This is a genomic window from Variovorax sp. OV084, from assembly GCF_900111625.1.
GTDB lineage: Bacteria > Pseudomonadota > Gammaproteobacteria > Burkholderiales > Burkholderiaceae_C > Variovorax.
This window is the reverse complement of the sequence record NZ_FOII01000002.1, coordinates 430586-452508: the sequence shown is the minus strand read 5'-3', so window position 1 is coordinate 452508 and position 21923 is coordinate 430586. Positions and strand designations below refer to the sequence as shown.

Annotated in this window: 21 protein-coding genes and 1 tRNA gene; 15 read left to right on the top strand and 7 right to left on the bottom strand. The window is 65.0% G+C overall.

Translation table 11 applies throughout. The annotated features are described in order from the left end of the window. Positions 1-23 precede the first annotated feature (23 nt). The 3 genes from BMW87_RS08430 to BMW87_RS08420 all read left to right on the top strand — a co-directional run bounded on the left by BMW87_RS08430 (position 24) and on the right by BMW87_RS08420 (position 4537). Complete coding sequence (locus BMW87_RS08430) at positions 24-1877, top strand: M48 family metallopeptidase (protein ID WP_093075750.1); 1854 nt, start codon at positions 24-26, stop codon at positions 1875-1877. A 41-nt stretch (positions 1878-1918) separates the two neighbouring features. Next, entirely contained in the window at positions 1919-3190 is a 1272-nt protein-coding gene (locus BMW87_RS08425; protein WP_093048966.1) for an RsmB/NOP family class I SAM-dependent RNA methyltransferase, read from the top strand. Between the two features lie 132 nt (positions 3191-3322). Further along, entirely contained in the window at positions 3323-4537 is a 1215-nt protein-coding gene (locus tag BMW87_RS08420; protein WP_093048969.1) for a DesA family fatty acid desaturase, read from the top strand. Between the two features lie 135 nt (positions 4538-4672). Here BMW87_RS08420 and rpmG read toward each other — a convergent pair whose 3' ends face one another. The 3 genes from rpmG to trxB all read right to left on the bottom strand — a co-directional run bounded on the left by rpmG (position 4673) and on the right by trxB (position 6223). Continuing rightward, complete coding sequence (rpmG, locus tag BMW87_RS08415) at positions 4673-4846, bottom strand: 50S ribosomal protein L33 (RefSeq protein ID WP_007830291.1); 174 nt, start codon at positions 4844-4846, stop codon at positions 4673-4675. Between the two features lie 11 nt (positions 4847-4857). Then, on the bottom strand, positions 4858-5091 hold the full coding sequence (rpmB, locus tag BMW87_RS08410) for a 50S ribosomal protein L28 (RefSeq protein WP_007830293.1): 234 nt from the start codon (positions 5089-5091) through the stop codon (positions 4858-4860). A gap of 172 nt (positions 5092-5263) precedes the next feature. Beyond that, positions 5264-6223: a thioredoxin-disulfide reductase gene (trxB, locus tag BMW87_RS08405; RefSeq protein ID WP_093075748.1), complete on the bottom strand. Its 960-nt coding sequence runs from the start codon at positions 6221-6223 to the stop codon at positions 5264-5266. A gap of 180 nt (positions 6224-6403) precedes the next feature. Between trxB and BMW87_RS08400 the strand changes: the two genes are divergently transcribed. The 8 genes from BMW87_RS08400 (at position 6404) to BMW87_RS08365 (ending at position 15697) form a co-directional block, all read left to right on the top strand. Further along, positions 6404-7078: a Crp/Fnr family transcriptional regulator gene (locus BMW87_RS08400; RefSeq protein WP_093048975.1), complete on the top strand. Its 675-nt coding sequence runs from the start codon at positions 6404-6406 to the stop codon at positions 7076-7078. A gap of 100 nt (positions 7079-7178) precedes the next feature. After that, entirely contained in the window at positions 7179-9614 is a 2436-nt protein-coding gene (locus BMW87_RS08395) for a DNA translocase FtsK (protein WP_093048978.1), read from the top strand. Positions 9615-9770: 156 nt separating this feature from the next. After that, positions 9771-10403: an outer membrane lipoprotein periplasmic chaperone LolA gene (gene lolA / locus BMW87_RS08390; RefSeq protein ID WP_093048981.1), complete on the top strand. Its 633-nt coding sequence runs from the start codon at positions 9771-9773 to the stop codon at positions 10401-10403. Positions 10404-10412: 9 nt separating this feature from the next. Then, positions 10413-11705, top strand: coding sequence for a replication-associated recombination protein A (locus BMW87_RS08385; RefSeq protein ID WP_093075747.1), 1293 nt, complete (start codon positions 10413-10415; stop codon positions 11703-11705). A gap of 265 nt (positions 11706-11970) precedes the next feature. Then, positions 11971-12900 carry a branched-chain amino acid ABC transporter permease gene (locus BMW87_RS08380; protein ID WP_093048988.1) on the top strand — a complete coding sequence of 310 codons (930 nt, stop codon included), beginning with the start codon at positions 11971-11973 and terminating at the stop codon, positions 12898-12900. Positions 12901-12910: 10 nt separating this feature from the next. Next, entirely contained in the window at positions 12911-14119 is a 1209-nt protein-coding gene (locus BMW87_RS08375) for a branched-chain amino acid ABC transporter permease (RefSeq protein ID WP_093075745.1), read from the top strand. A gap of 20 nt (positions 14120-14139) precedes the next feature. Next, positions 14140-14913, top strand: coding sequence for an ABC transporter ATP-binding protein (locus BMW87_RS08370; RefSeq protein ID WP_093048994.1), 774 nt, complete (start codon positions 14140-14142; stop codon positions 14911-14913). 16 nt (positions 14914-14929) lie between these two features. Beyond that, the gene (locus BMW87_RS08365) at positions 14930-15697 is read left to right on the top strand and encodes an ABC transporter ATP-binding protein (protein ID WP_093050343.1); all 768 of its coding nucleotides are present in this window, start codon (positions 14930-14932) and stop codon (positions 15695-15697) included. 107 nt (positions 15698-15804) lie between these two features. Here the strand turns inward: BMW87_RS08365 and BMW87_RS08360 are convergent, their stop codons facing one another. Beyond that, positions 15805-16782, bottom strand: coding sequence for a Bug family tripartite tricarboxylate transporter substrate binding protein (locus tag BMW87_RS08360; protein ID WP_093048997.1), 978 nt, complete (start codon positions 16780-16782; stop codon positions 15805-15807). A 31-nt stretch (positions 16783-16813) separates the two neighbouring features. Further along, positions 16814-17878: a CDP-6-deoxy-delta-3,4-glucoseen reductase gene (locus BMW87_RS08355; RefSeq protein WP_093075744.1), complete on the bottom strand. Its 1065-nt coding sequence runs from the start codon at positions 17876-17878 to the stop codon at positions 16814-16816. Positions 17879-17957: 79 nt separating this feature from the next. On the opposite strand from BMW87_RS08355, the gene BMW87_RS08350 reads away from it, so the two are divergent. Beyond that, entirely contained in the window at positions 17958-18899 is a 942-nt protein-coding gene (locus BMW87_RS08350) for an NAD-dependent epimerase/dehydratase family protein (RefSeq protein WP_093075742.1), read from the top strand. A 130-nt stretch (positions 18900-19029) separates the two neighbouring features. Here BMW87_RS08350 and BMW87_RS08345 read toward each other — a convergent pair. Further along, a tRNA-Leu gene (locus tag BMW87_RS08345) sits at positions 19030-19114 on the bottom strand. A gap of 42 nt (positions 19115-19156) precedes the next feature. Between BMW87_RS08345 and cysM the strand changes: the two genes are divergently transcribed. The 3 genes from cysM (at position 19157) to BMW87_RS08330 (ending at position 20916) form a co-directional block, all read left to right on the top strand. Further along, a complete protein-coding gene (gene cysM, locus BMW87_RS08340; RefSeq protein ID WP_093049007.1) occupies positions 19157-20059 on the top strand; it encodes a cysteine synthase CysM in 903 nt (300 codons plus the stop codon). A gap of 64 nt (positions 20060-20123) precedes the next feature. Continuing rightward, the gene (locus BMW87_RS08335) at positions 20124-20699 is read left to right on the top strand and encodes an NUDIX domain-containing protein (RefSeq protein ID WP_093075741.1); all 576 of its coding nucleotides are present in this window, start codon (positions 20124-20126) and stop codon (positions 20697-20699) included. Then, positions 20689-20916 (top strand): sulfurtransferase TusA family protein, encoded by a 228-nt coding sequence (locus tag BMW87_RS08330; protein ID WP_056509850.1) that lies wholly within the window; start codon positions 20689-20691, stop codon positions 20914-20916. The genes BMW87_RS08335 and BMW87_RS08330 overlap by 11 nt, the downstream gene beginning before the upstream one ends. 75 nt (positions 20917-20991) lie before the next feature. On the opposite strand, the gene galU is transcribed toward BMW87_RS08330, so the two are convergent. After that, the gene (gene galU, locus BMW87_RS08325) at positions 20992-21882 is read right to left on the bottom strand and encodes a UTP--glucose-1-phosphate uridylyltransferase GalU (protein WP_093075739.1); all 891 of its coding nucleotides are present in this window, start codon (positions 21880-21882) and stop codon (positions 20992-20994) included. Positions 21883-21923 lie beyond the last annotated feature (41 nt).

The window sequence follows — 21923 nt, the reverse complement described above, 5'->3', positions numbered from 1 at the left end:
GGGCTTGATTTGACGGGAGTCGGATGGATCGCGCTGATTTTGTTCACCTGGTTCGACTGAGCGAGCATGCCAGTGCGGACGACAGTGCGCGCTATCGACGCAGCGTCGCGGCCTTTGCCGCGCTCGGCTACCTGTGGGTGCTGGGCTGCCTCGGGCTCTCGGTGGGCCTCATCGTCTGGGTGCTCTCCTCGATCGGGGAGGTGCGATTCAACTTCACACGGGGCTGGCTGCTGCTGTTCGCCGCGGGCCTGCTTTGGGCCACGTTGCGAGCGCTCTGGGTGCGCTTCGACGAGCCTGAGGGCATCGAGCTCCATCGGGAAGACGCGCCGGCACTCTTCGAGGCGCTGGACCGCATTCGCAGCAAGATCAAGGGGCCGCCGGTCCACCACGTCTATCTCGACGACGAATTCAACGCCAGCATCCGGCAGGTGCCGCGCTTCGGGTTGTTCGGCGGCGCGGTCAACTCGCTGAGCATCGGCCTGCCGCTCTTGATGATGCTCGACCGGCGGCGGCTTCTGTCGGTGCTGGCGCACGAGTACGGCCACCTCCGCGGCAACCACGGCAAGCTGAGCGCGTGGATCTACCGCACCCGGCTGTCGTGGCTCAAGCTCGACGCCAACCTGCAGCGCAACGAAGGCGTGATGGCGCTGTTCTCGCAGGCCTTCTTCCGCTGGTACTTCCCGCGCTTTGCGGCCAAGACTTTCGCGCTGGCCCGCCAGGACGAGTACGAGGCCGACCGCATCTCGGGCCGGCTGCTGGGCAGTTCCGTGGCGGCGGCCGCGCTGACCGAGATCGCGATCAAGGGCAATTGGTACGCCAACGAATTCTGGCCGTGGCACTGGGCCCGCGCCGAGCACGAGCCGCAGCCGCCGGGCCCGTTCGCGGCCCTGCGCAAGCGCGTGCGCACGCCGCCCGGCGACGACTTCGCGCGCCAGGCATTGCGCGAGGCGATGCGCCGCGTCAGCGACCTGGAGGACACCCACCCGGTCTTGCGGGACCGCCTGGAGGCGCTCGGCCAGAAGGCGGCCATGCCCGAGTGGTCGATGCGTCCGGCGCTCGAATTGCTGGCCGACCGCAAGAAGTGGATCGAGTATTTCGACAGCCAGTGGCGCCGCGCCCATGCCGCCGACTGGAAGCAGCACCACGCGCACCGGGCGCGCATCCGCGAGCGCATCGCGGTGCTGGCCGCGCGAGGCGAGCGCAACACGCCGGACGAGATGGTCGAATGGGCCGATTCCGAGCGGCGGCTTGACCCGGCAGCTCCTGTGCGCTTGCGCTACGAGAGCGCCCTGCAGATCGCGCCGGAGCATCCCGGCGCGCTGCGGGGACTGGCCCAGATGCTGCCCGCGAGCGATCGCGAGGCGCGCCTTGCCGTGCTCGAGCGCTTGCATGGCTCCGGCGCGGCCAGCCGGTGGTGGGCGGCCAGGAGCGCCGTGGCCTCGCTCGAAGATCCAGACGCGGGCCCGCACGATGAAGAGGCGCTGAAGTTGTGGCGCGGCCGCCTCAAGGAAGCAGAAGAGGCCGAGGAGCGCGCCTGGGAAGAGATCACCGGCACGCCGTTTTTCAGCCAGATCTCGCGGCACGACCTCAACGACTACGAGCTGGGCGAACTGCGGGCTGACCTCGTGCGTTGCCTGCCCGCCTCGCGGGCCTGGCTGGTGCGCAAGAACTTGCGCGAATTCCCGTGGCGCCGTGCCTACATCGTGTTCGTCGAACTGCCGGGGCTCGACGACGAAGACCGCTGGAACCTGTGCCGTCAGCTGGAGCAGACCCTCACGCTGCCAGGCGCTGCGCTGGTGCTGTGGGCCGGTCATTCGCCCAAGCTGGAAGACATCGAACGGGAAGCCTTCGGGGCGGTCTGGACGCGCGGCGCATAGCCCTTCGGGGCAGGCAGGGCGGCGGCTGAGACAATCGGGGGATGCACCCCAAAGCCCTGTTGGAGGCCACCGCCGATCTGGTCGGCCTTGTCCTGAAATTCGATCACCCGGCCGACCAGGTCGTTTCGCGGTTCTTCCGCGACCACCGCGAGTTCGGTCCGCGCGAGCGCGCGACGCTTGCCGAAACCGTCTACACCGTGCTTCGCAAGAAGCTGCTGTTCGACCACCTCTCGCCCTCGGGCAGTGGCTCGAAGGAGCGCCGCATGGCGATCCTGGGCTTTCACGGCCCGCGCGACTTTTTGAAGGGCGCTCTCAACGACACCGAGAAGCGCTGGCTCGACAACTGCGACGCCGTCAAGCCGGACGATCTGCTGGAGCGTCATCGCCACAACCTGCCCGAGTGGCTGGTGGCCCCGCTGAAGGCGCAACTGGGCGATGGTTTCTGGCCGCTGGTCGAAGCCCTGCAACAGCCTGCGCCGCTCGATCTGCGCGTCAACGCGCTGACCGACAAGCGCGCGGATGTGAAGGCTGAGCTTGCGAAAGCTGCTATCAAATCGGAAGCGACACCGTTCTCGCCCTGGGGCTTGCGCATCGACGGCAAGCCGGCGCTGACCAAGCTGGATGCCTTTGTCCGTGGCGCCATCGAGGTGCAGGACGAGGGCTCGCAGTTGCTGGCGCTGCTGCTGGATGCCAAGCGCGGCGAGATGGTGGTCGATTTTTGCGCTGGCGCGGGCGGCAAGACGCTGGCCATTGGCGCGACGATGCGCAACACCGGCCGGCTGTATGCCTTCGACACGTCGGCGCACCGGCTCGACGCGCTCAAGCCGCGACTGGCGCGCAGCAAGCTCTCGAACGTTCATCCGGCTGCCATTGCCCATGAGCGCGACGACCGTATCAAGCGCCTGGCGGGCAAGATCGACCGCGTGCTGGTCGATGCGCCCTGCTCGGGGTTGGGCACGCTGCGACGCAATCCCGACCTGAAATGGCGCCAATCGGTCAAGTCGGTCGAGGAATTGACGGTCAAGCAGACCGCCATCCTGCAAAGCGCGGCGCGGCTCGTGAAATCGGGCGGCCGTCTGGTTTACGCCACCTGCAGCGTGCTGCCGGAGGAAAACGAGGCGATTGCGGAGGCTTTCAGCGCCGCCAATCCCGATTTCGTGCCCGTGGATGTGGCGGAATTGCTGCAGGGCCTGAAAATCGAGGGTTTCGAGGCGCTTTGCGCCGGCGGGGAGGGCGCAAAGCGCTACCTGCGCCTGTGGCCGCACCGCCATTCGACCGACGGTTTCTTTGCCGCGGTGTGGAACCGCAAATAGGGGCGGGACTCCAAACTAGGGTTAATCTGCGCTTTTCTTGAAGGTTTAAAGGCTTTGTTTTAGGCCTGCCGCTTTAAAATCGCGGGTTATCTGAAGGCTGCACCTTCGTGTGGCCATGGAGTACCTGACTCAATGTTGCTTCCTGACTCCGCCGTTTTGAACGCGGCCATCCAATGGCTCGGACACGGCCTGTGGGACATCGCATGGTGGCAAGTCGTGCTGTACACGCTCGTCACCACGCACATCACGATTGCCGCGGTCACGATCTTCCTGCACCGCACGCAAACGCACCGGGCCATGGATCTGGGCCCGATCCCGTCGCATTTCTTCCGCTTCTGGCTGTGGCTCGGCACCGGCATGGTGACGAAGGAATGGGTCGCCATTCACCGCAAGCACCACGCCAAGTGCGAAACGCAGGACGATCCGCACAGCCCGCAGGTCAAGGGCATCGACGAAGTGCTCTGGCGCGGCGCCGAGCTGTATCGCGCCGAGTCGAAGAACAAGGAAACGATGGAGCGCTACGGTCACGGCACGCCCGATGACTGGATCGAGCGCAACCTGTATTCGCGCTACAGCTGGCAAGGCGTGGGCCTGATGCTGGTGATCAACCTGGCGCTGTTCGGCACGCTCGGCATGGCCGTGTGGGCTGTGCAGATGCTCTGGATTCCCATCACCGCTGCCGGCGTCATCAACGGCATTGGTCACTACTGGGGCTATCGCAACTTCGAGGCGCCCGACGCCAGCCGCAACATCATGCCCTGGGGCCTGATCATCGGCGGCGAAGAGCTGCACAACAACCATCACACCTACCCGACTTCGGCCAAGTTCTCGGTCAAGAAGTACGAGTTCGACATCGGCTGGATCTACATCCAGGCGCTCCAGAAGCTCGGCTGGGCCAAGGTCAAGAAGGTGCCGCCGAAGATGTTGATGGGCGACATCCAGCCCGTGGCCAACGAGAAGACGCTCGAGGCCGTCATCGCCAACCGCTATGAAGTCATGGCCGGCTATGCGCGCGAAATGCGCCGTGCCACCAGCCAGGAGCTGGATGCGTTGAAGACCAAGGGTGCCGACCTGTCGGTGCTCAAGGCCGCCAAGCGCTGGCTGCACCGCGACGACGACAAGGTGCCTGCTTCGGCTCGCTCGCATGTCGTGCAGGCCCGCGCTGCCCACCCGGTGCTCGACAAGATGGTCACGATGCGCGAAGAGCTGCGTCAGCTGTGGCTGAACACCTCGCAATCGCGCGAGCAGCTGGCGGCCGATCTGGCGGCCTGGTGCCATCGGGCGGAAGCCAGCGGCATTGCCGGCCTGCGCGACTTCTCGACCCGCCTGCGCGCTGCCCGCGCCTGACGGTTCCGCGCTCAATGAAAAAGCCGACCCCAGGGTCGGCTTTTTTATGTCCGCCGTTCTTGCATTGCAAATCGACGGGCAACAAAAAACCCGCTGGGTTAGTAGCGGGTTTTTATTGGGAAAACCGGAGCCGAATTACTTCAGCTTGATTTCCTTGTATTCGACGTGCTTGCGCGCCTTCGGGTCGAACTTCATGATCGACATCTTTTCAGGCATCGTCTTCTTGTTCTTGCTGGTCGTGTAGAAGTGGCCGGTACCCGCGGTGGATTCCAGCTTGATCTTTTCGCGTCCGCCTTTGCTCGTTGCCATGTTTCAGCTCCTTAAGCTTGGCCGCGTGCGCGCAGGTCTGCGAGCACGGCGTCGATGCCGTTCTTGTCGATCAGGCGCAGTGCAGCGCTCGAAACACGCAGGCGAACCCAGCGGTTTTCAGTCTCGACCCAGAAACGGCGGTATTGCAGGTTCGGCAGGAACCGGCGCTTGGTTTTGTTGTTGGCGTGGGAAACGTTGTTTCCGACCATCGGGCCTTTGCCCGTTACGTCGCATACGCGTGCCATGAGGACACTCTTTCTTGAACAGCTGGCACCGGCGCAATCAGGGCGATTGCAGGGTGTTTTGCAGCTTGACCTCGCCAGAAACGGGTGGCGGTACCCCGACTTTGCCGCGGCTCGTGTGAGAGCCCTGTTTCGGCAAAGCCTCGGATTATAGCCCTTTTGGGGGCCGCATTGGCTACAGGGTGCCGTCCTGCTCCAGGAAGCGCTGGGCGTCGAGTGCCGCCATGCAGCCGGTACCAGCGCTCGTGATGGCCTGGCGGTATACGTTGTCCTGCACGTCGCCGGCGGCAAAGACGCCCGGAATGCTGGTCATCGTGGCAAAACCCTGCAGGCCCGAGCGGGTCAGGATGTAGTTGTCCTTCATCTCCAGTTGGCCCTGGAAGATGTCGGTGTTGGGGTGATGTCCGATGGCGATGAAGCAGCCCTTGAGGTCGATCTGCTCGGTAGCGCCGGTTTGCGTGTTCTTGATCCGGATGCCCGTCACGCCCGAGTCGTCGCCCAGCACCTGGTCGAGTTCGTTGTGCAGCTTCAGCACGATCTTGCCTTCGGCGACCTTCTCCTTGACCTTGTCGATCAGGATGGGTTCGGCGCGGAACTTGTCGCGGCGATGGACCAGCGTCACCTTGTTCGCGATGTTGGCGAGATAGAGTGCTTCTTCGACGGCCGTGTTGCCGCCGCCGATCACGCAGACCTCCTGCTCGCGGTAGAAGAAGCCGTCGCAAGTCGCGCATGCGGAGACGCCGCGGCCCATGAACTTTTGTTCCGAATCGAGGCCCAGATACTTCGCGGAAGCGCCCGTGGCGATGATCAGCGAGTCGCAGGTGTAGGTGCCGCTGTCGCCGGTGAGGGTGAAGGGGCGCTTGCTCAGGTCGACCTTGTTGATGTGGTCGAACACGATCTGCGTCTTGAAGCGTTCGGCGTGCTCCAGGAAGCGCTGCATCAGGTCGGGGCCCTGCACGCCATGAACGTCGGCCGGCCAGTTATCGACCTCGGTCGTGGTCATCAATTGCCCGCCCTGGGCGATGCCAGTGATGAGCAGGGGCTGAAGGTTTGCGCGGGCTGCGTAGACGGCGGCGGTATAGCCGGCCGGACCGGAGCCGAGAATCAAAACCTTGGCGTGTTGGGAAGCGGACATGGGTAGAAAACCTAGGATATGCGCTGCGTCAGCGTGTACATTTTCAGGGTGGTAGCGATATATATGGAGTATCACTGCCCGGTTCAACACCGGGTGAACGGTGTTTTCAATGCGCGCGATTGTAGTAATCCATTGGCTTGCCCTCTGGGTCGCTCCGTGCGCTGTCTCAGGGATTGATAAATGTCGATGCTGTCCAACCTCGAATTGCTTCGGCGCGTTCCTTTGTTCGCGTCGCTGACGGCCACGCAGTCCGCCAGCATCGCGGACGCGATCATCAAGAAGCGCTTCAAGCGCGCAGAAGTCGTCGTGGAGCAGGGCAAGAAGTCCGATGCGCTGTACATCATCCTGACCGGGCGCGCACGCGTCACCAGCGCCGACAGCCGTGGGCGCGAGGTCATCCTTGCCACGCTGCATCCCGGCGACTACCTGGGCGAGATGAGCCTGATCGACGACGAGCCGCACTCGGCCACCGTGCGCACCGAAATCCAGTGCGATGTGCTCATGCTGGGCCGCGACGCCTTCGCGCGTTGCCTGCCCGAGAACTCCTCGATGGCCTACAACATCATGCGCGGCCTGGTGCAGCGCCTGCGCCATGCCGACCGCAAGATCGAGTCGCTGGCGTTGATGGATGTCTACGGACGCGTGGCCCGCTCGCTGCTCGAATTCGCCATCGACGACGGCGCTGGCAATCTCAAGGTGCGCGACAAGATCTCCCGCCAGGACTTGGCCAAGATGGTCGGTGCCTCGCGCGAAATGGTGAGCCGCGTGATGAAGGATCTCGAAGAGCGCGGTTTCGTGCAGACCATGGATGACGGATCGATGATCGTCAAGGAACGGCTCCTGTCACTGGCTTGAGCCTCCGGGGCCGGGCCCGCCGTTACCGGCGGTCCCGGCCTTTTGTTGTAGTGTTCGTGCCTCCGGCCCCTGATTTCCCGGGCCGGGTGCCGTGTTTTTCATGACCTATTCGCTCAATACGCTTCAATCTTCTTCTGCTGCCGAGGGGCAACCCGTGCGCATGCGCGCGATGCGCTTCGCTCACGAAATCACGCTGATCGCAGGATTCGCAGCGCTGTTGTTCTGGCTGCTCGCAATGCTGAGCTTCACGCCTTCCGATGCCGCCTGGTCGACTTCGGGCACCGGGGGCGAAATCAAGAACTGGGGCGGCCGCATTGGCGCCTGGCTGGCCGATGGCAGCTACTACGTTGCAGGCTATTCCGTCTGGTGGTGCCTATTCGCCGGGTTGCGCGCCTGGTTGTCGTCGCTGGCCAACTGGCTGCGCGGCGGCGAACCGTCGTCCGGCGAACAACCGGCGCCGCGCGGTCGCTTCAACCGCAGCCGTCTCGCCTTCTGGTTCGGCCTCATCCTGCTGCTGTGTGCGAGCACCGTGCTCGAATGGTCGCGCCTGTACCGGCTTGAAGCCCACCTGCCGGGCTCTGGTGGTGGCGCACTGGGCTACCTCGTGGGTCCGGCCAGCGTGCGCTGGATGGGCTTCACTGGTTCGGCGCTGGTGGCTATCGCAGGCGGCGTGATCGGCTCGGCGCTGGTGTTCCGCTTCTCCTGGAGCCTGATCGCCGAGCGCATCGGTGCGCGCGCCTACTCGCTGTTCGAGTCGCGTCGCGAGAAGCGCGAACTGGCCGCCGACATCGCCATGGGCAAGCAGGCCGCCCGCGAGCGTGCCGAGGCTGACGAACCGGCATTCACGCGCGGTGGCGATCAGGGGCGCTCTGAGCCCTCGCTGGCACCGTCGTCCGGCGCCTTCGACGACGACGAAGAAGAAATCCGCATCGAGCCGCGCCCCAAGCGCCGCCCCCCTTCGCCGCCGGTGCAGATCGAGCCCGCGATGACCGAGGTGCCCAGGAGCGATCGCGTCGTCAAGGAGCGCCAGAAGCCGCTCTTCAAGGAACTGCCCGACAGCAAGCTGCCTCAGGTCGACCTGCTCGATGCCGCGCAGACGCGCCAGGAAACGGTGTCGGCCGACACGCTCGAGATGACCTCGCGCATGATCGAGAAGAAGCTCAAGGACTTCGGCGTCGAGGTGCGCGTGGTACTGGCCTCGCCCGGCCCGGTGATCACCCGCTACGAAATCGAGCCCGCCACCGGCGTCAAGGGTTCGCAGATTCTTGGCTTGGCCAAGGACCTGGCGCGTTCGCTTTCGCTGGTGTCGATCCGCGTGGTCGAAACCATTCCGGGCAAGAACTACATGGCGCTCGAACTGCCGAACGCCAAGCGCCAGTCGATCAAGCTCAGCGAAATCCTGGGCTCGCAGATCTACAACGAAGGCAAGTCGATGCTCACCATGGGCCTCGGCAAGGACATCATCGGCAACCCTGTGGTGGCCGACCTCGCGAAGATGCCGCACGTGCTGGTGGCCGGTACCACCGGGTCGGGCAAGTCGGTCGGTATCAACGCGATGATTCTTTCGCTGCTCTACAAGGCCGAGGCACGCGACGTTCGCCTGCTCATGATCGACCCGAAGATGCTCGAAATGTCGGTCTACGAAGGCATCCCGCACCTGCTGGCGCCCGTGGTCACCGACATGCGACAGGCGGCCCATGGCCTGAACTGGTGCGTGGCCGAGATGGAGCGCCGCTACAAGCTCATGAGCAAGCTCGGCGTGCGCAACCTGGCCGGCTACAACACCAAGATCGACGAAGCCAAGGCGCGCGAGGAGTTCATCTACAACCCCTTCAGCCTCACGCCCGACGATCCGGAGCCGCTCAAGCGCGAGCCGCACATCGTCGTCGTGATCGACGAGCTGGCCGACTTGATGATGGTGGTCGGCAAGAAGATCGAAGAGCTGATCGCCCGCCTCGCGCAGAAGGCGCGAGCCGCCGGCATCCACCTCATTCTTGCCACGCAGCGCCCGAGCGTCGACGTGATCACCGGCCTCATCAAGGCCAACATCCCTACCCGCATCGCCTTCCAGGTGTCGAGCAAGATCGACAGCCGCACCATCCTCGACCAGATGGGCGCCGAAGCGCTGCTCGGCATGGGCGACATGCTCTACATGCCCAGCGGCACGGGCCTGCCGATCCGCGTGCACGGCGCCTTCGTGAGCGACGAGGAAGTACACCGCGTGGTGGCCTACCTCAAGAGCCAGGGCGAGCCCGACTACATCGAGGGCGTGCTCGAAGGCGGGACGGTCGATGGCGATGGTGAAGGCGACCTGCTGGGTGGCAGCGATGGCGAAAAAGACCCGATGTACGACCAGGCGGTCGAGGTCGTGCTCAAGAACCGCAAGGCCAGCATCTCGCTGGTGCAGCGCCACCTGAAGATCGGCTACAACCGCGCCGCGCGCCTTGTCGAAGACATGGAGAAGGCCGGCCTCGTCAGCGCCATGAGCGGCAGCGGCCAGCGAGAAATCCTGGTGCCGGCACGCGCAGCGGAGTAATTCGCCGCAGGGCTTTCGTAATTCAGGTTACGTGCTGAAAGGCAATTTGCAAAAACGCCTTTCAGCATTGCAAATCTTCATCAAGGCCTACACCTGCCGCAATTCGCGGCGGGTAGGGTCGAAGCCCAGTGCCACAGCTATTCAGAGGAATCCAAATTGAAATTGCGTCATTGGCTATTGATCGCCCTCCTGAGTTCCGCCAACGCTTGGGCCGGCGGGCTCGAAAGCCTTGAAACCTTCGTGAAGACGGTCAAATCCGGCCGCGCCGATTTCACCCAGACCGTGACCGCCCCGGCACGCGAAGGGCAACCGGGCCGCACCAAGACATCGACCGGCACCTTCGAATTCCAGCGCCCCGGCAAATTCAAGTTCGACTACCAGAAGCCCTTTGCGCAGAACATCGTGGCCGACGGCAAGACGCTGTGGCTCTACGACGCCGACCTGAACCAGGTCACGCAGCGCGCGCAGGCGCAGGCGCTGGGCTCCACGCCCGCGGCGCTGATTGCCGCCGCGCCCGATCTGCGAGCCTTGCAGGCCGATTTCACGCTCGAAGCCGCGCCGGAGCGCGACGGCCTGCAGTGGGTCAAGGCAACGCCGAAGAACAAGGACGGCCAACTGCAGAGCGTGCAGGTCGGCTTCCAGGGCGATGCGCTGGCGGCGCTTGAAATCCTCGACAGCTTCGGCCAGCGCTCGGTGCTCAAGTTCAGCAAGGTCGAGGTGAACCCCTCGCTGCCGGCCAGCGTGTTCGACTTCAAGCCGCCGGCCGGCGCGGACGTCGTCAAGCAGTAAGCCACAGGCTTGGCCAACACTGCTCATCAACCCCTTGCCGAGCGCCTGCGTCCCAAGACGCTGGGCGAGGTGATCGGCCAGCAGCACCTGCTCGGCCCGGGCATGCCGCTGCGCATCGCCTTTGAGTCGGGCCAGCCGCATTCCTGCATCCTCTGGGGGCCGCCAGGCACCGGCAAGACCACCATTGCGCGGCTCATGGCCGATGCCTTCGACGCACAGTTCCTGAGCATCAGCGCGGTGCTGGGTGGCGTGAAGGACATCCGCGAAGCCGTCGACCGTGCCACCTCCGCGCGCGACGGGCTGGAGCAGCGGCGCACCATCATCTTCGTGGACGAGGTGCACCGCTTCAACAAGAGCCAGCAGGACGCCTTCCTGCCGCACGTGGAGTCGGGCCTCTTCACCTTCATCGGCGCGACCACCGAGAACCCTTCGTTCGAAGTCAATTCGGCCTTGCTCTCGCGTGCAGCCGTCTACGTGCTGCAGTCGCTGGGCGAAGACGACCTCAAGCAGATCGTGGCGCGCGCGCAGGCCATCCAGGCCGTGCCCGCCATCGACGCCGCAGCGGTCGACCGCCTCGTGGCCTATGCCGACGGCGATGCGCGCCGGCTCCTCAACACGCTCGAAACGCTCGCCGTCGCGGCCCGTGCCGAAAAGCTCGACCACATCACCGACGAGTGGCTGCTGCGCGTGCTCGGCGAGCGCATGCGGCGTTACGACAAGGGCGGCGAACAGTTCTACGACACCATCAGCGCGCTGCACAAATCCGTGCGCGGCAGCGACCCCGATGCCGCGCTCTACTGGTTCGTGCGCATGCTCGACGGCGGTGCCGATCCGCGCTACATGGCGCGCCGATTGGTTCGCATGGCCAGCGAAGACATCGGCCTGGCCGATCCGCGCGCGCTGCGCCTGGCGCTCGATGCGGCCGAGGTGTACGAACGCCTGGGTACCCCCGAGGGCGAACTGGCGCTGGCCGAATGCGTGGTCTACCTCGCGATCGCGCCCAAGTCGAATGCCGTCTACAAGGCCTACAACGCGGTGCGTGCCCTTGTGAAGACGGACAGCACACGCCCGGTGCCCATGCACCTGCGCAATGCACCCACCAAGCTCATGAAGGAGCTCGACTACGGCAAGGGTTATCGCTATGCGCACGACGAGGAGGGCGGTTTCGCCGCCGGCGAGCGCTACCTTCCCGACGGGCTGGAAGGCCAGGTTTTCTACGAACCTGTAGAGCGTGGACTCGAGATCCGCATCGCGGAAAAGCTGCGCGAACTGCGCCGCCGGAACGCCGAAGGCAACGGCTGACAAGATCGTCGATACCCGCATCGATACCGTCTTGCAGCATGCGCGCAAAGCGTGCATGACCCCACGCGCATACAGCATGACGTGAGCGGGTAAACCCCGGTCCAAGCGCACCAAATCAGCGCTGGTGCGTGCTTACAATCCCGCCCACAAATCCGCCAGCGACACATGTTGGCTGGTTTTTTGCTTGTCAGCTCAGGGGCGCCAAACCGGTGCCCTGGTGGGTGAATGGCACCCCGCAACGGTGCAACACATAGGGAATCGCGATATGGACATTTTGCTGCAGCAGATCATCAACGGTCTGGTTCTCGGCAGCATGTATGCCTTGATAGCCTTGGGCTACACCATGGTGTACGGCATCATCAATCTGATCAACTTTGCGCACGGAGAAGTGCTGATGGTCGGGGCTCTCACGAGCTGGACCATCATCGGACTCATGAAGGACGGCATGCCCAACACACCGGGCTGGCTGATCCTCCTCATCGCGTTGATCATTGCCTGCGTTGTCGCGGCAACCCTCAACTTCGTGATCGAGAAAGTGGCCTACCGGCCGCTGCGCAACAGCCCCAAGCTCGCGCCGCTGATCACCGCCATCGGCATGTCGATCCTGCTGCAGACGCTGGCAATGATCATCTGGAAGCCGACCAACAAGGCGTATCCCAACCTGCTGTCGACCGATCCCATCCACGTGGGCGGTGCGGTGATCTCGCCCACGCAGGTGATGATCCTCAGCGTCACGGCGTTCTCGCTCGTGGTGCTCATGTGGCTGGTCAACTACACCAAGCTCGGCCGCGCAATGCGCGCCACCGCCGAGAACCCGCGCGTCGCCGCGCTCATGGGCATCCGCCCCGACATGGTCATCTCGGCCACCTTCATCATCGGCGCCGTGCTCGCGGCCATCGCCGGCGTGATGTACGCGTCCAACTACGGCATCGCGCAGCACGCGATGGGCTTCCTGCCCGGCCTCAAGGCCTTCACGGCTGCCGTGTTCGGCGGCATCGGCAACCTGGCCGGCGCGGTGGTCGGCGGCATCCTGCTCGGCCTTATCGAGGCCATCGGCTCGGGCTACATCGGCACCATCACGGGCGGTGTGCTGGGCAGCAACTACAGCGACATCTTCGCGTTCATCGTGCTGATCGTCATGCTCACGCTGCGTCCGTCCGGCCTGCTCGGCGAACGCGTGGCGGACCGTGCGTAAGGAGCGAGACATGAAGAACAGCAAGAACCTCGCCCTCTACGTCATCGGCATCATCGCGGTGCTCGCGCTGCCTCTGCTGCTGCAGATGCAGGGCAACGCATGGGTGCGCATCGCCGACATCGCTCTGCTCTACGTGCTGCTGGCACTGGGCCTGAACATCGTGGTCGGCTACGCCGGCCTGCTCGACCTGGGCTACGTCGCCTTCTTCGCGGTGGGGGCCTACCTCTTCGCGCTCATGGGCTCGTCGCACCTGACCGAGACCTTCCCGTGGTTCGCGCAGATGTTCCCGAACGGCATGCACACCTCGCTGCTGATCGTGATACCGCTGGCGCTGGTGGTGGCCGCCGTGCTCGGCGTGCTGCTCGGCGCGCCCACGCTCAAGCTGCGCGGCGACTACCTCGCCATCGTCACGCTGGGCTTCGGCGAAATCATCCGCGTGTTCCTGAACAACCTCGACCAACCAGTCAACATCACCAACGGTCCGAAGGGCATCACGGCCATCGACTCCATCAAGTTCTGGGGCCTGGACCTCGGCAAGGCATGGAAGTTCGACGGCTTCTCGATCTCGTCGGTGTCGCTGTACTACTACCTGTTCCTTGCGCTGGTGATCGCCACCGTGATCATTTCGCACCGCCTGCAGGTCTCGCGCATCGGTCGCGCCTGGATGGCCATCCGCGAAGATGAAATCGCCGCCAAGGCGATGGGCATCAACACCCGCAACATGAAGCTGCTGGCATTCGGCATGGGCGCGAGCTTCGGCGGCGTGTCGGGCGCGATGTTCGCGGCCTTCCAGGGCTTCGTGTCGCCCGAATCCTTCAGCCTGATGGAGTCGGTGATGATCGTGGCCATGGTCGTGCTCGGCGGCATTGGCCATCTGCCCGGCGTCATTCTCGGTGCCGTGCTGCTTGCAGCGCTGCCCGAAGTGCTGCGCTACGTTGCCGGCCCGCTGCAGTCGCTGACCGGTGGCCGCCTCGACGCGTCCATCCTGCGCCAGCTCTTCATTGCACTCGCCATGATCATCATCATGCTGGTGCGTCCGCGCGGCCTCTGGCCCTCGCCGGAGCACGGCAAGACGCTGACGAAGAAGGGCGGCGTGCCCGTCGACCCGACCCATGCGGCCGTGGCCCCCGGATCGCTGCAAACGCACGCGCCGGGCATCGATACGCCTGCCGACGAAGTGCCGGGTGCGGCTTCGCGTCCCATGTCGATCAATCCCTGAACGCCGAAGGAAAAATCAACATGACGACAGACACCATCCTCGACGTTCGTGGAATTTCCAAGCGCTTCGGTGGGCTGCAAGCCCTGTCCGACGTGGGCATCACCATCAAGCGCGGCCAGGTCTACGGCCTGATCGGCCCCAACGGCGCTGGCAAGACCACCTTCTTCAACGTGATCACCGGGCTGTACACGCCCGACAGCGGCACCTTCGAACTCGCAGGCAAGCCCTACCAGCCGACGGCCGTGCATGAAGTGGCCAAGGCCGGCATTGCACGCACCTTCCAGAACATCCGCCTCTTCGCCGAAATGACGGCGCTGGAGAATGTGATGGTCGGGCGCCACATCCGCACGCAGTCGGGCATCTTCGGCGCCATGCTGCGCACGGGCAGCTTCAAGGCTGAAGAGAAGGCCATTGCGAAGCGCGCACAGGAACTGCTCGACTACGTGGGCATCGGCAAGTTCGCCGACTACAAGGCGCGCACGCTGTCGTACGGCGACCAGCGCCGTCTCGAAATTGCACGCGCACTGGCCACCGACCCGCAGCTCATCGCGCTCGACGAGCCCGCCGCCGGCATGAACTCCACCGAGAAGGTGCTGCTGCGCGAACTGATCGACCGCATCCGCAAGGACGACCGCACCATCCTGATCATCGAACACGACGTCAAGCTCATCATGGGCCTGTGCGACCGCGTCACCGTGCTGGACTACGGCAAGCAGATTGCCGAAGGTACGCCCGCCGACGTGCAGAAGAATGAAAAAGTGATTGAGGCCTACCTCGGCACGGGAGGCCACTGAAATGAGCACCGCAACCATGACAAGCGCTGAAGAAGCAACCCGGGCCAATGCCGCACAAGCCAAGGCCACCGGCAAGACGCTGCTGAAGGTCTCCGGCCTGAAGGTCGGCTACGGCGGCATCCAGGCCGTCAAGGGCGTGGACTTCGAGGTGCGCGAAGGCGAACTGGTGTCGCTGATCGGCTCCAACGGCGCCGGCAAGACCACCACCATGAAGGCCATCACTGGCACGCTGCCGGCCGGGGCCGGCAACATCGAGTTCCTGGGCCGCAGCATCAAGGGCCGCGGCGCGTGGGACCTGGTGGAAGAGGGCCTCGTGATGGTGCCCGAAGGCCGTGGCGTGTTCACGCGCATGACCATTACCGAGAACCTGCAGATCGGCGCCTACATCCGCAAGGACAAGGCCGCCATCGCGAGCGACATGGAGCGCGTGTTCGTCACTTTCCCGCGCCTGCGCGAGCGCAAGGACCAGCTGGCCGGCACCATGTCGGGCGGCGAACAGCAGATGCTGGCCATGGGCCGCGCGCTGATGGCGCGCCCCAAGGTGCTGCTGCTGGACGAACCCACCATGGGCCTGTCGCCGATCATGTGCGACAAGATCTTCGAGGTGGTGCAGACCGTGGCCTCGCAGGGCGTCACGATCCTGCTGGTGGAGCAGAACGCCAACCGCGCACTGCAGTTGGCCGACCGTGGCTACGTGATGGAGTCCGGCCTCATCACGATGAACGGCGATGCCAAGGAACTGCTGAGCGACCCGCGCGTGCGGGCCGCTTACTTGGGCGAGTAGTCCCGGTCTCTTCAAGAAATACCGCGGAACCGGCTTTGCCGGGCCGCCGGTATTGCCCCCTGCAAGGGGGGAGGGCGAAGCGACACGAAGTGCGCGCAGCCTGGGGGTTAGTCCACTTTCGCGCCGGTGGCCTTGACCACCGCTTCGTACTTGGAGAGTTCGCTCTTCATGAAAGCGCCGAACTGCTCCGGCGAGCCGGCCACCGGCTCCGCCAGCAGTCCGGCGAAGCGCGTCTTCGTTTCCGGTGCGTTCAAGGCTGCCACGAAGGCCTGATTGAGCTTCACGACCACGTCGTGCGGCGTACCCGCTGGCGCGACCAGGCCCCACCAGGTGTCGATCGAGAAGCCCTTGAGCGTGTCGGCGATGGGCGGCACGTCGGGCAGCGAGGCGCTGCGCTGCAGCGTCGTCACCGCAATCGCCTTCAGCTTGCCCGAGCGGATGTTCGGCGCGGCGGTGGCGAGGTTGTCGAAGTTGAAATCGACCTGCCCCGAGATCAGCGCCAGCTGCGCCGGGCTGCCGCCGTTGTACGGAATGTGCAGCGCGAAGATGCCCGCCTCTTTCTTGAACAGCTCGCCCGCCAGGTGCCCCGCGCTGCCGTTGCCGCCGCTGCCGTAGTTGAGCTTGGCCGGGTTGGCCTTGGCATAGCGGATCAGGTCGGCCACGCTGTTGATGTTCAGGCGCTTGGCCGTGTCGGCGTTCATCACCAGCACGTTGGGCACGCGGACCATCTGCGTGATTGGTGCGAAGTCGGTAGCGGCGTTGAACGGAATCTTGTTGTAGAGCCACGGATTCACCGCGTTGGTGGCGGTGGCCGCGATGCCGATCGTCAGGCCGTCGGCGGGCGCCTTTGCCACGATGTCGGCGCCGATGTTGCCGCCCGCGCCGGGCTTGTTGTCGATGATGACCGGGCCCAGCGTGTCCTTGACGCGTTCGGCCAGGATGCGTGCCGTGTTGTCGATCGGGCCGCCTGCGGCGTAGGGAACGACGAGGCGGATGGGGCGCTGTTGCTGCGCCATGGCGTGGCCGGCACCCAGCAGGGCGGTGGTGCTTGCGATCAGGGTGAGGAGGAAGTGTCTCGTTTTCATTTTTTCTTGGGATTCTCTTTTTGGTTTTGTCTCAGGGAAGGGCTTTATCAGCCTCTGTAGTGAACGCGTCGGCAAAAAATTCTTCCTCGGGCAGGCCCGCCAGCGCCACGTAGTCGCGCTTGGCCGAGTCGACCACGATGGGTGCGCCGCAGGCATAGACCTGGTGGCCCGACAGGTCGGCGAAGTCTTCGAGCACGGCCTGGTGAACGAAGCCGGTGCGGCCGGTCCAGTTGTCTTCGGGCGTGGCGTTGGAGATGACGGGCACGTAGCGCAGGTTCGGCATCTGCGTCATCTGCTCGCGTACCCAGGCGTCCATGTACAGGTCTTCCGGCCGGCGGCCGCCCCAGTAGAGCGTGGCGGGCCGATCGATGGCCTTGAACTGCATGTGCTCCAGCAGCGCCTTGATCGGCGCGAAGCCCGTGCCCGAGGCCAGCAGGATCATCGGCTTGGCGGAGTCCTCGCGCAGGAAGAAGCTGCCGAAGGGGCCTTCGATGCGCAGGATTTCCTTTTCCTTCATCGTGCCGAACACATGGTCGGTGAACTTGCCGCCGGGCAGGTGCCGCAGATGCAGTTCGATGCCCGTGCCGGGCTCGCCCAGCATGTGCGGCGCATTGGCCATCGAGTAGCTGCGGCGCGCGCCGTCGCGCAGGATGAACTCCACATACTGGCCAGCGTAGAACTGCAGCGGCTCGCCGGCCGGCAGCTGCAGGCGCACCATCATCACGTCGTGCGACTGGCGCGTGAGGGCCAGCACCCGCACCGGCATCTTGCGGATCGGCAGCGCTCCGGCCTCCGTGACCTGGCGCGATTCGAGCACCACGTCGCTCCTGGCGTGCGCGCAGCAGGTCAGCACGTAACCGGCGAGCTGTTCCTCGGCGCTCAGGGCCTTGCTCTGGTGCGGGCCGAGGGTGACCTCGCCCGAGAGCTTCTTGCACTTGCACGAGCCACAGGCGCCGTCCTTGCAGCCATAGGGAAGGCCGATGCCCTGGCGAATGCCGGCCGCCAGGATGGTTTCGTCGCCGTGGACCACGAAATGGCGTCCGCTGGGTTCGACGTGGATGGAAAAGCCCGCTTCATGCGGCGCTGTAGCAGTCATCGGTATTCTTCGAGGGTGAACTCTGCCCGGGCCGTGCGTAAGACCCGGTGAGCAACTGAATTGGGACAGGAACAGGATTTTGCCTTCAATCAATAGCCCCTCCGGCGCTCTGCCAGCGCGTTTCCGGCGCGAACGCCTGCTGATCGTCGGGTGCGGCGACGTCGGCCAGCGCGTGGCGCGCGACCTGCGCGGCCGCATGCAACTGGTGGCGCTTACTTCGTCGGCCGACCGCGTGGGCGCCCTGCGCACGGCCGGCATCCGCCCGCTGGTGGGCAATCTGGACGACGCAGCAACCCTGCGCCGCCTGGCGGGCATCGCAACGCGGGTGCTGCACCTGGCACCGCCCGCCCGTGACGGTGGCGCCGCCTGGTGGCGCGACCAGCGCACTACTGCACTGGCGCGGGCACTGCGGCTGCGGTCGGTGCCTTCCGCCTTCGTCTACGGCTCGACCAGCGGCGTATACGGCGACTGCGGCGGCGCCCGCGTGAACGAAACCCGCATCGTGCGCCCCGACACCCCACGCTCCCACCGCCGCGTGGACGCCGAACGAGCCGTGCGCTGGCTGGGCCGCAGCGCGGGCGTGCGCGCCAGCATCCTGCGCATTCCGGGCATCTACGCCCCCGACCGCGAAAACGGCACCCCGCGCGGCCGCCTGCAGCGCGGCACGCCCGTGCTGAGGCATGAAGACGACGTCTACACCAGCCACATCCACGCAGACGACCTTGCGCGCGCCTGTATCGCCGCGTTGTTTCGAGGCAAGCCACAGCGCATCGTGCATGCCTCGGACGACACCGAACTGCGCATGGGCGACTACGTAGACCTGGCCGCCGACATGTACGGCATGCCCCGCCCGCCGCGAGTGGCCCGTGGCGAGGCCGAGCGGCAACTGCCGCTGCAACTGCTGAGTTTCATGGGGGAATCGCGCCGGCTGGACAACACACGTCTCAAGCGCGAACTGCGGGTGCGGCTTGCGCACCCGACGGTGCATACGGGGCTGCGCGAGCAGACCGAGCCAAGATAAAGGGGGAAGGGGGAAGGGGCCCATTCCAGGGACACCGTGGAACCGGCTTCGCCGGGCCACCGGTGTCGCCCCCGGTAGGGGGAAGGCGAAGCGACACGAAGTGCGCGTAGCTTGGGGGCGAGCCAAAGTGTGGTGCCCGGGGCCGGAATCGAACCGGCACACCTTTCGGTGGGGGATTTTGAGTCCCCTGCGTCTACCAATTTCACCACCCGGGCAGGGTTCTGAACGAAGCCCAAAATTATGGCACAGTGGCTGCCATGAATTATCCGACGATCGAAGACGCCATTGGCAAGACCCCCCTGGTCGCCCTGCAACGCATCAACGCCGCAGAAAACGCCAAGCGCGGCAACGTGATTCTCGGCAAGCTCGAGGGCAACAATCCGGCTGGTTCGGTCAAAGACCGGCCGGCCCTCTCGATGATCCGGCGCGCCGAGGAGCGCGGCGAGATCAAGCCTGGCGATACCCTCATCGAAGCCACCTCCGGCAACACCGGCATCGCCCTGGCCATGGCCGCGGCCATCAAGGGCTACCGCATGGTGCTCATCATGCCGGAGGACCTCTCGGTGGAGCGCGCCCAGACCATGAAGGCCTTCGGCGCCGAGCTCGTGCTCACGCCCAAGAGCGGCGGCATGGAATACGCGCGCGACCTCGCCGAGCAGATGGTTGCGCAGGGCAAGGGCCGGGTGCTCGACCAGTTCGCCAACCCCGACAACCCGCGCATCCATTACGAGACCACCGGCCCCGAGATCTGGGCCGACACCAAGGGCAAGGTCACGCACTTCGTGAGCGCCATGGGCACCACCGGCACCATCACCGGCGTCTCGCGCTTCCTGAAAGAGAAGAACCCGGCAGTGCGCATCATCGGTGCGCAGCCGGCCGAGGGCTCGCGCATTCCGGGCATCCGCAAATGGCCTGCCGAATACATGCCGAAGATCTTCGACCCGAGCCGGGTCGACGAAGAAATCAGCGTGAGCCAGGACGACGCAGAAGAAATGTGCCGGCGCCTCGCGCGCGAAGAGGGCATCTTCGGCGGCATCTCGGCTGCAGGTGCGTTGTGGGCCGCGCTCGAAGTGGCGAAGACGGTCGAGAACGCCACCATCGTGTTCGTTGTCTGCGACCGGGGCGACCGCTACCTTTCGACGGGCGTCTTTCCCGCATAAGCAACGAACGGCGGCGGCGCCTGCTCAAGGCGCTCAGGCAGCCACAAAAAAGAAAAGAGACCCCATGCCCCATCCCAAGTTTTGCCAGGTCTGCGCTACGCCGCTCGAGTGGATCGCGTTAATGGAAGACGGCGGCCCCAAGGAGCGCCTGCGTTGCCCCAACTGTGGCCACACCCACTGGAACAACCCGACCCCCGTGCTCGCGGCCATCGTCGAGTACCGCGGCCAGGTGCTGCTGGCGCGCAATGCGGCATGGCCGGGCAAGATGTTCGCGCTGATCACCGGGTTCATGGAAGCCGGCGAGACGCCCGAGGAAGGCGTTGCGCGCGAGGTGAAAGAAGAAACCAACCTCGACGTCAGCGCCACCAAACTCGTCGGCGCGTATGACTTCCAGCGCATGAACCAGATCATCATCGCGTACCACGTGGTGGCCGATGGCGACGTGAAGCTCTCGCCCGAACTGGTCGACTACCGCCTCTACGACCTGCCCGATCTCCGGTGCTGGCCCGCCGGCACCGGCTATGCGCTGGCCGACTGGCTGCGCACGCGCGGGCACGAGCCCGTGTTCTTCACCGCCGCGGAAAACGAAGAGCGCCGCCGCGGCCTGAACCTGCCGCCGGAGCCGGGCAATGCAAGTTGACCGCGAGCTCGACACGCGCGGGCTGAACTGCCCATTGCCCATTCTCAAGGCGAAGAAATCGCTCAACGAAATGGCGAGCGGGCAACTGCTGAAGGTGGTGTCGACCGATCCGGGATCGATCCGCGACTTTCAGGCCTTTGCGCGCCAGACGGGCAACGAGCTGATGGAGCAGGAAACCGTCGGCAGCGACTTCATCCACGTGCTCAAGCGCCGCTGACGAAGCAAAAGAAACAAAAGAAAAGGGCCGCTACTGCGGCCCTTTGTTCATGATGGCACCTCGAAGCAGAGGCGATTACAGCTTCAGGCTCTTGAGGTATTCGCGGAATTCCGCGCCCACTTCGGGGTGCGCCAGCGCCAGTTCCACCGATGCCTGCAGAAAGCCTTCCTTGCTGCCGCAGTCGTAGCGGATGCCCTTGTACGAATAGGCGTAGACCGATTCCTTCTTCATCAGCGCCGCGATGCCGTCGGTCAGCTGGATCTCGCCGCCCGCGCCCTTGGGCTGGTTGCGAATTTCGTCGAACACGCCCGGCGTGAGGATGTAGCGGCCCGCCACGCCCAGGCGCGAAGGCGCGTCTTCGGGCTTGGGCTTCTCGACCATGCGGTTGACCTTTATCAGGCCTTCTTCGACCGCGTCGCCGGCCACGATGCCGTAGCGCTTGACGTGCGCGAGCGGCACTTCCTGCACTGCCAGCAGCGAGCCGCCGAGGCGGGCGAAAGCTGCGGTCATTTGCGCCAGCACGGGCTCGCCGCCATCGGGGCCGACCATCAGGTCGTCTGCCAGCAGCACGGCGAAGGGTTCGTTGCCCACCAGGTGTTCGGCGCACAGCACCGCATGGCCCAGGCCCAGCATGCGCGGCTGGCGCACGTAGGAGCAGGTCATGTCGTCGGGCATGACCGAGCGCGCGATGTTGAGCAGGGCGGTCTTGCCGCTGGCCTCGAGCTGGCTTTCGAGCTCGTAGGCGGTGTCGTAGTGATCCTCGATGGCGCGCTTGTTGCGGCCGGTCACGAAGATCATGTCGCGGATGCCCGCGGCATACGCCTCTTCGACGGCGTACTGGATCAGCGGCTTGTCGACCACCGGCAGCATTTCCTTCGGCTGCGCCTTGGTGGCTGGCAAGAAGCGAGTACCAAAGCCTGCAACGGGGAATACGGCCTTGCGGATGCGGGTCGAGGAAGTGGACATGGGCAGCTCAGCGTCTTTCTTGAAGAGGGGAGTTAGGAGGC

What these genes read in the sequence shown, in the direction of transcription:
- BMW87_RS08430 (WP_093075750.1), top strand. Translation starts at nt 24, where the DNA reads ATGGATCGCGCTGATTTTGTTCACCTGGTTCGACTGAGCGAGCATGCC.
- BMW87_RS08425 (WP_093048966.1), top strand. Translation starts at nt 1,919, where the DNA reads ATGCACCCCAAAGCCCTGTTGGAGGCCACCGCCGATCTGGTCGGCCTT.
- BMW87_RS08420 (WP_093048969.1), top strand. Translation starts at nt 3,323, where the DNA reads ATGTTGCTTCCTGACTCCGCCGTTTTGAACGCGGCCATCCAATGGCTC.
- rpmG (WP_007830291.1), bottom strand. Translation starts at nt 4,846, where the DNA reads ATGGCAACGAGCAAAGGCGGACGCGAAAAGATCAAGCTGGAATCCACC.
- rpmB (WP_007830293.1), bottom strand. Translation starts at nt 5,091, where the DNA reads ATGGCACGCGTATGCGACGTAACGGGCAAAGGCCCGATGGTCGGAAAC.
- trxB (WP_093075748.1), bottom strand. Translation starts at nt 6,223, where the DNA reads ATGTCCGCTTCCCAACACGCCAAGGTTTTGATTCTCGGCTCCGGTCCG.
- BMW87_RS08400 (WP_093048975.1), top strand. Translation starts at nt 6,404, where the DNA reads ATGTCGATGCTGTCCAACCTCGAATTGCTTCGGCGCGTTCCTTTGTTC.
- BMW87_RS08395 (WP_093048978.1), top strand. Translation starts at nt 7,179, where the DNA reads ATGACCTATTCGCTCAATACGCTTCAATCTTCTTCTGCTGCCGAGGGG.
- BMW87_RS08380 (WP_093048988.1), top strand. Translation starts at nt 11,971, where the DNA reads ATGGACATTTTGCTGCAGCAGATCATCAACGGTCTGGTTCTCGGCAGC.
- BMW87_RS08375 (WP_093075745.1), top strand. Translation starts at nt 12,911, where the DNA reads ATGAAGAACAGCAAGAACCTCGCCCTCTACGTCATCGGCATCATCGCG.
- BMW87_RS08370 (WP_093048994.1), top strand. Translation starts at nt 14,140, where the DNA reads ATGACGACAGACACCATCCTCGACGTTCGTGGAATTTCCAAGCGCTTC.
- BMW87_RS08365 (WP_093050343.1), top strand. Translation starts at nt 14,930, where the DNA reads ATGACAAGCGCTGAAGAAGCAACCCGGGCCAATGCCGCACAAGCCAAG.
- BMW87_RS08360 (WP_093048997.1), bottom strand. Translation starts at nt 16,782, where the DNA reads ATGAAAACGAGACACTTCCTCCTCACCCTGATCGCAAGCACCACCGCC.
- BMW87_RS08355 (WP_093075744.1), bottom strand. Translation starts at nt 17,878, where the DNA reads ATGACTGCTACAGCGCCGCATGAAGCGGGCTTTTCCATCCACGTCGAA.
- cysM (WP_093049007.1), top strand. Translation starts at nt 19,157, where the DNA reads ATGAATTATCCGACGATCGAAGACGCCATTGGCAAGACCCCCCTGGTC.
- BMW87_RS08335 (WP_093075741.1), top strand. Translation starts at nt 20,124, where the DNA reads ATGCCCCATCCCAAGTTTTGCCAGGTCTGCGCTACGCCGCTCGAGTGG.
- BMW87_RS08330 (WP_056509850.1), top strand. Translation starts at nt 20,689, where the DNA reads ATGCAAGTTGACCGCGAGCTCGACACGCGCGGGCTGAACTGCCCATTG.
- galU (WP_093075739.1), bottom strand. Translation starts at nt 21,882, where the DNA reads ATGTCCACTTCCTCGACCCGCATCCGCAAGGCCGTATTCCCCGTTGCA.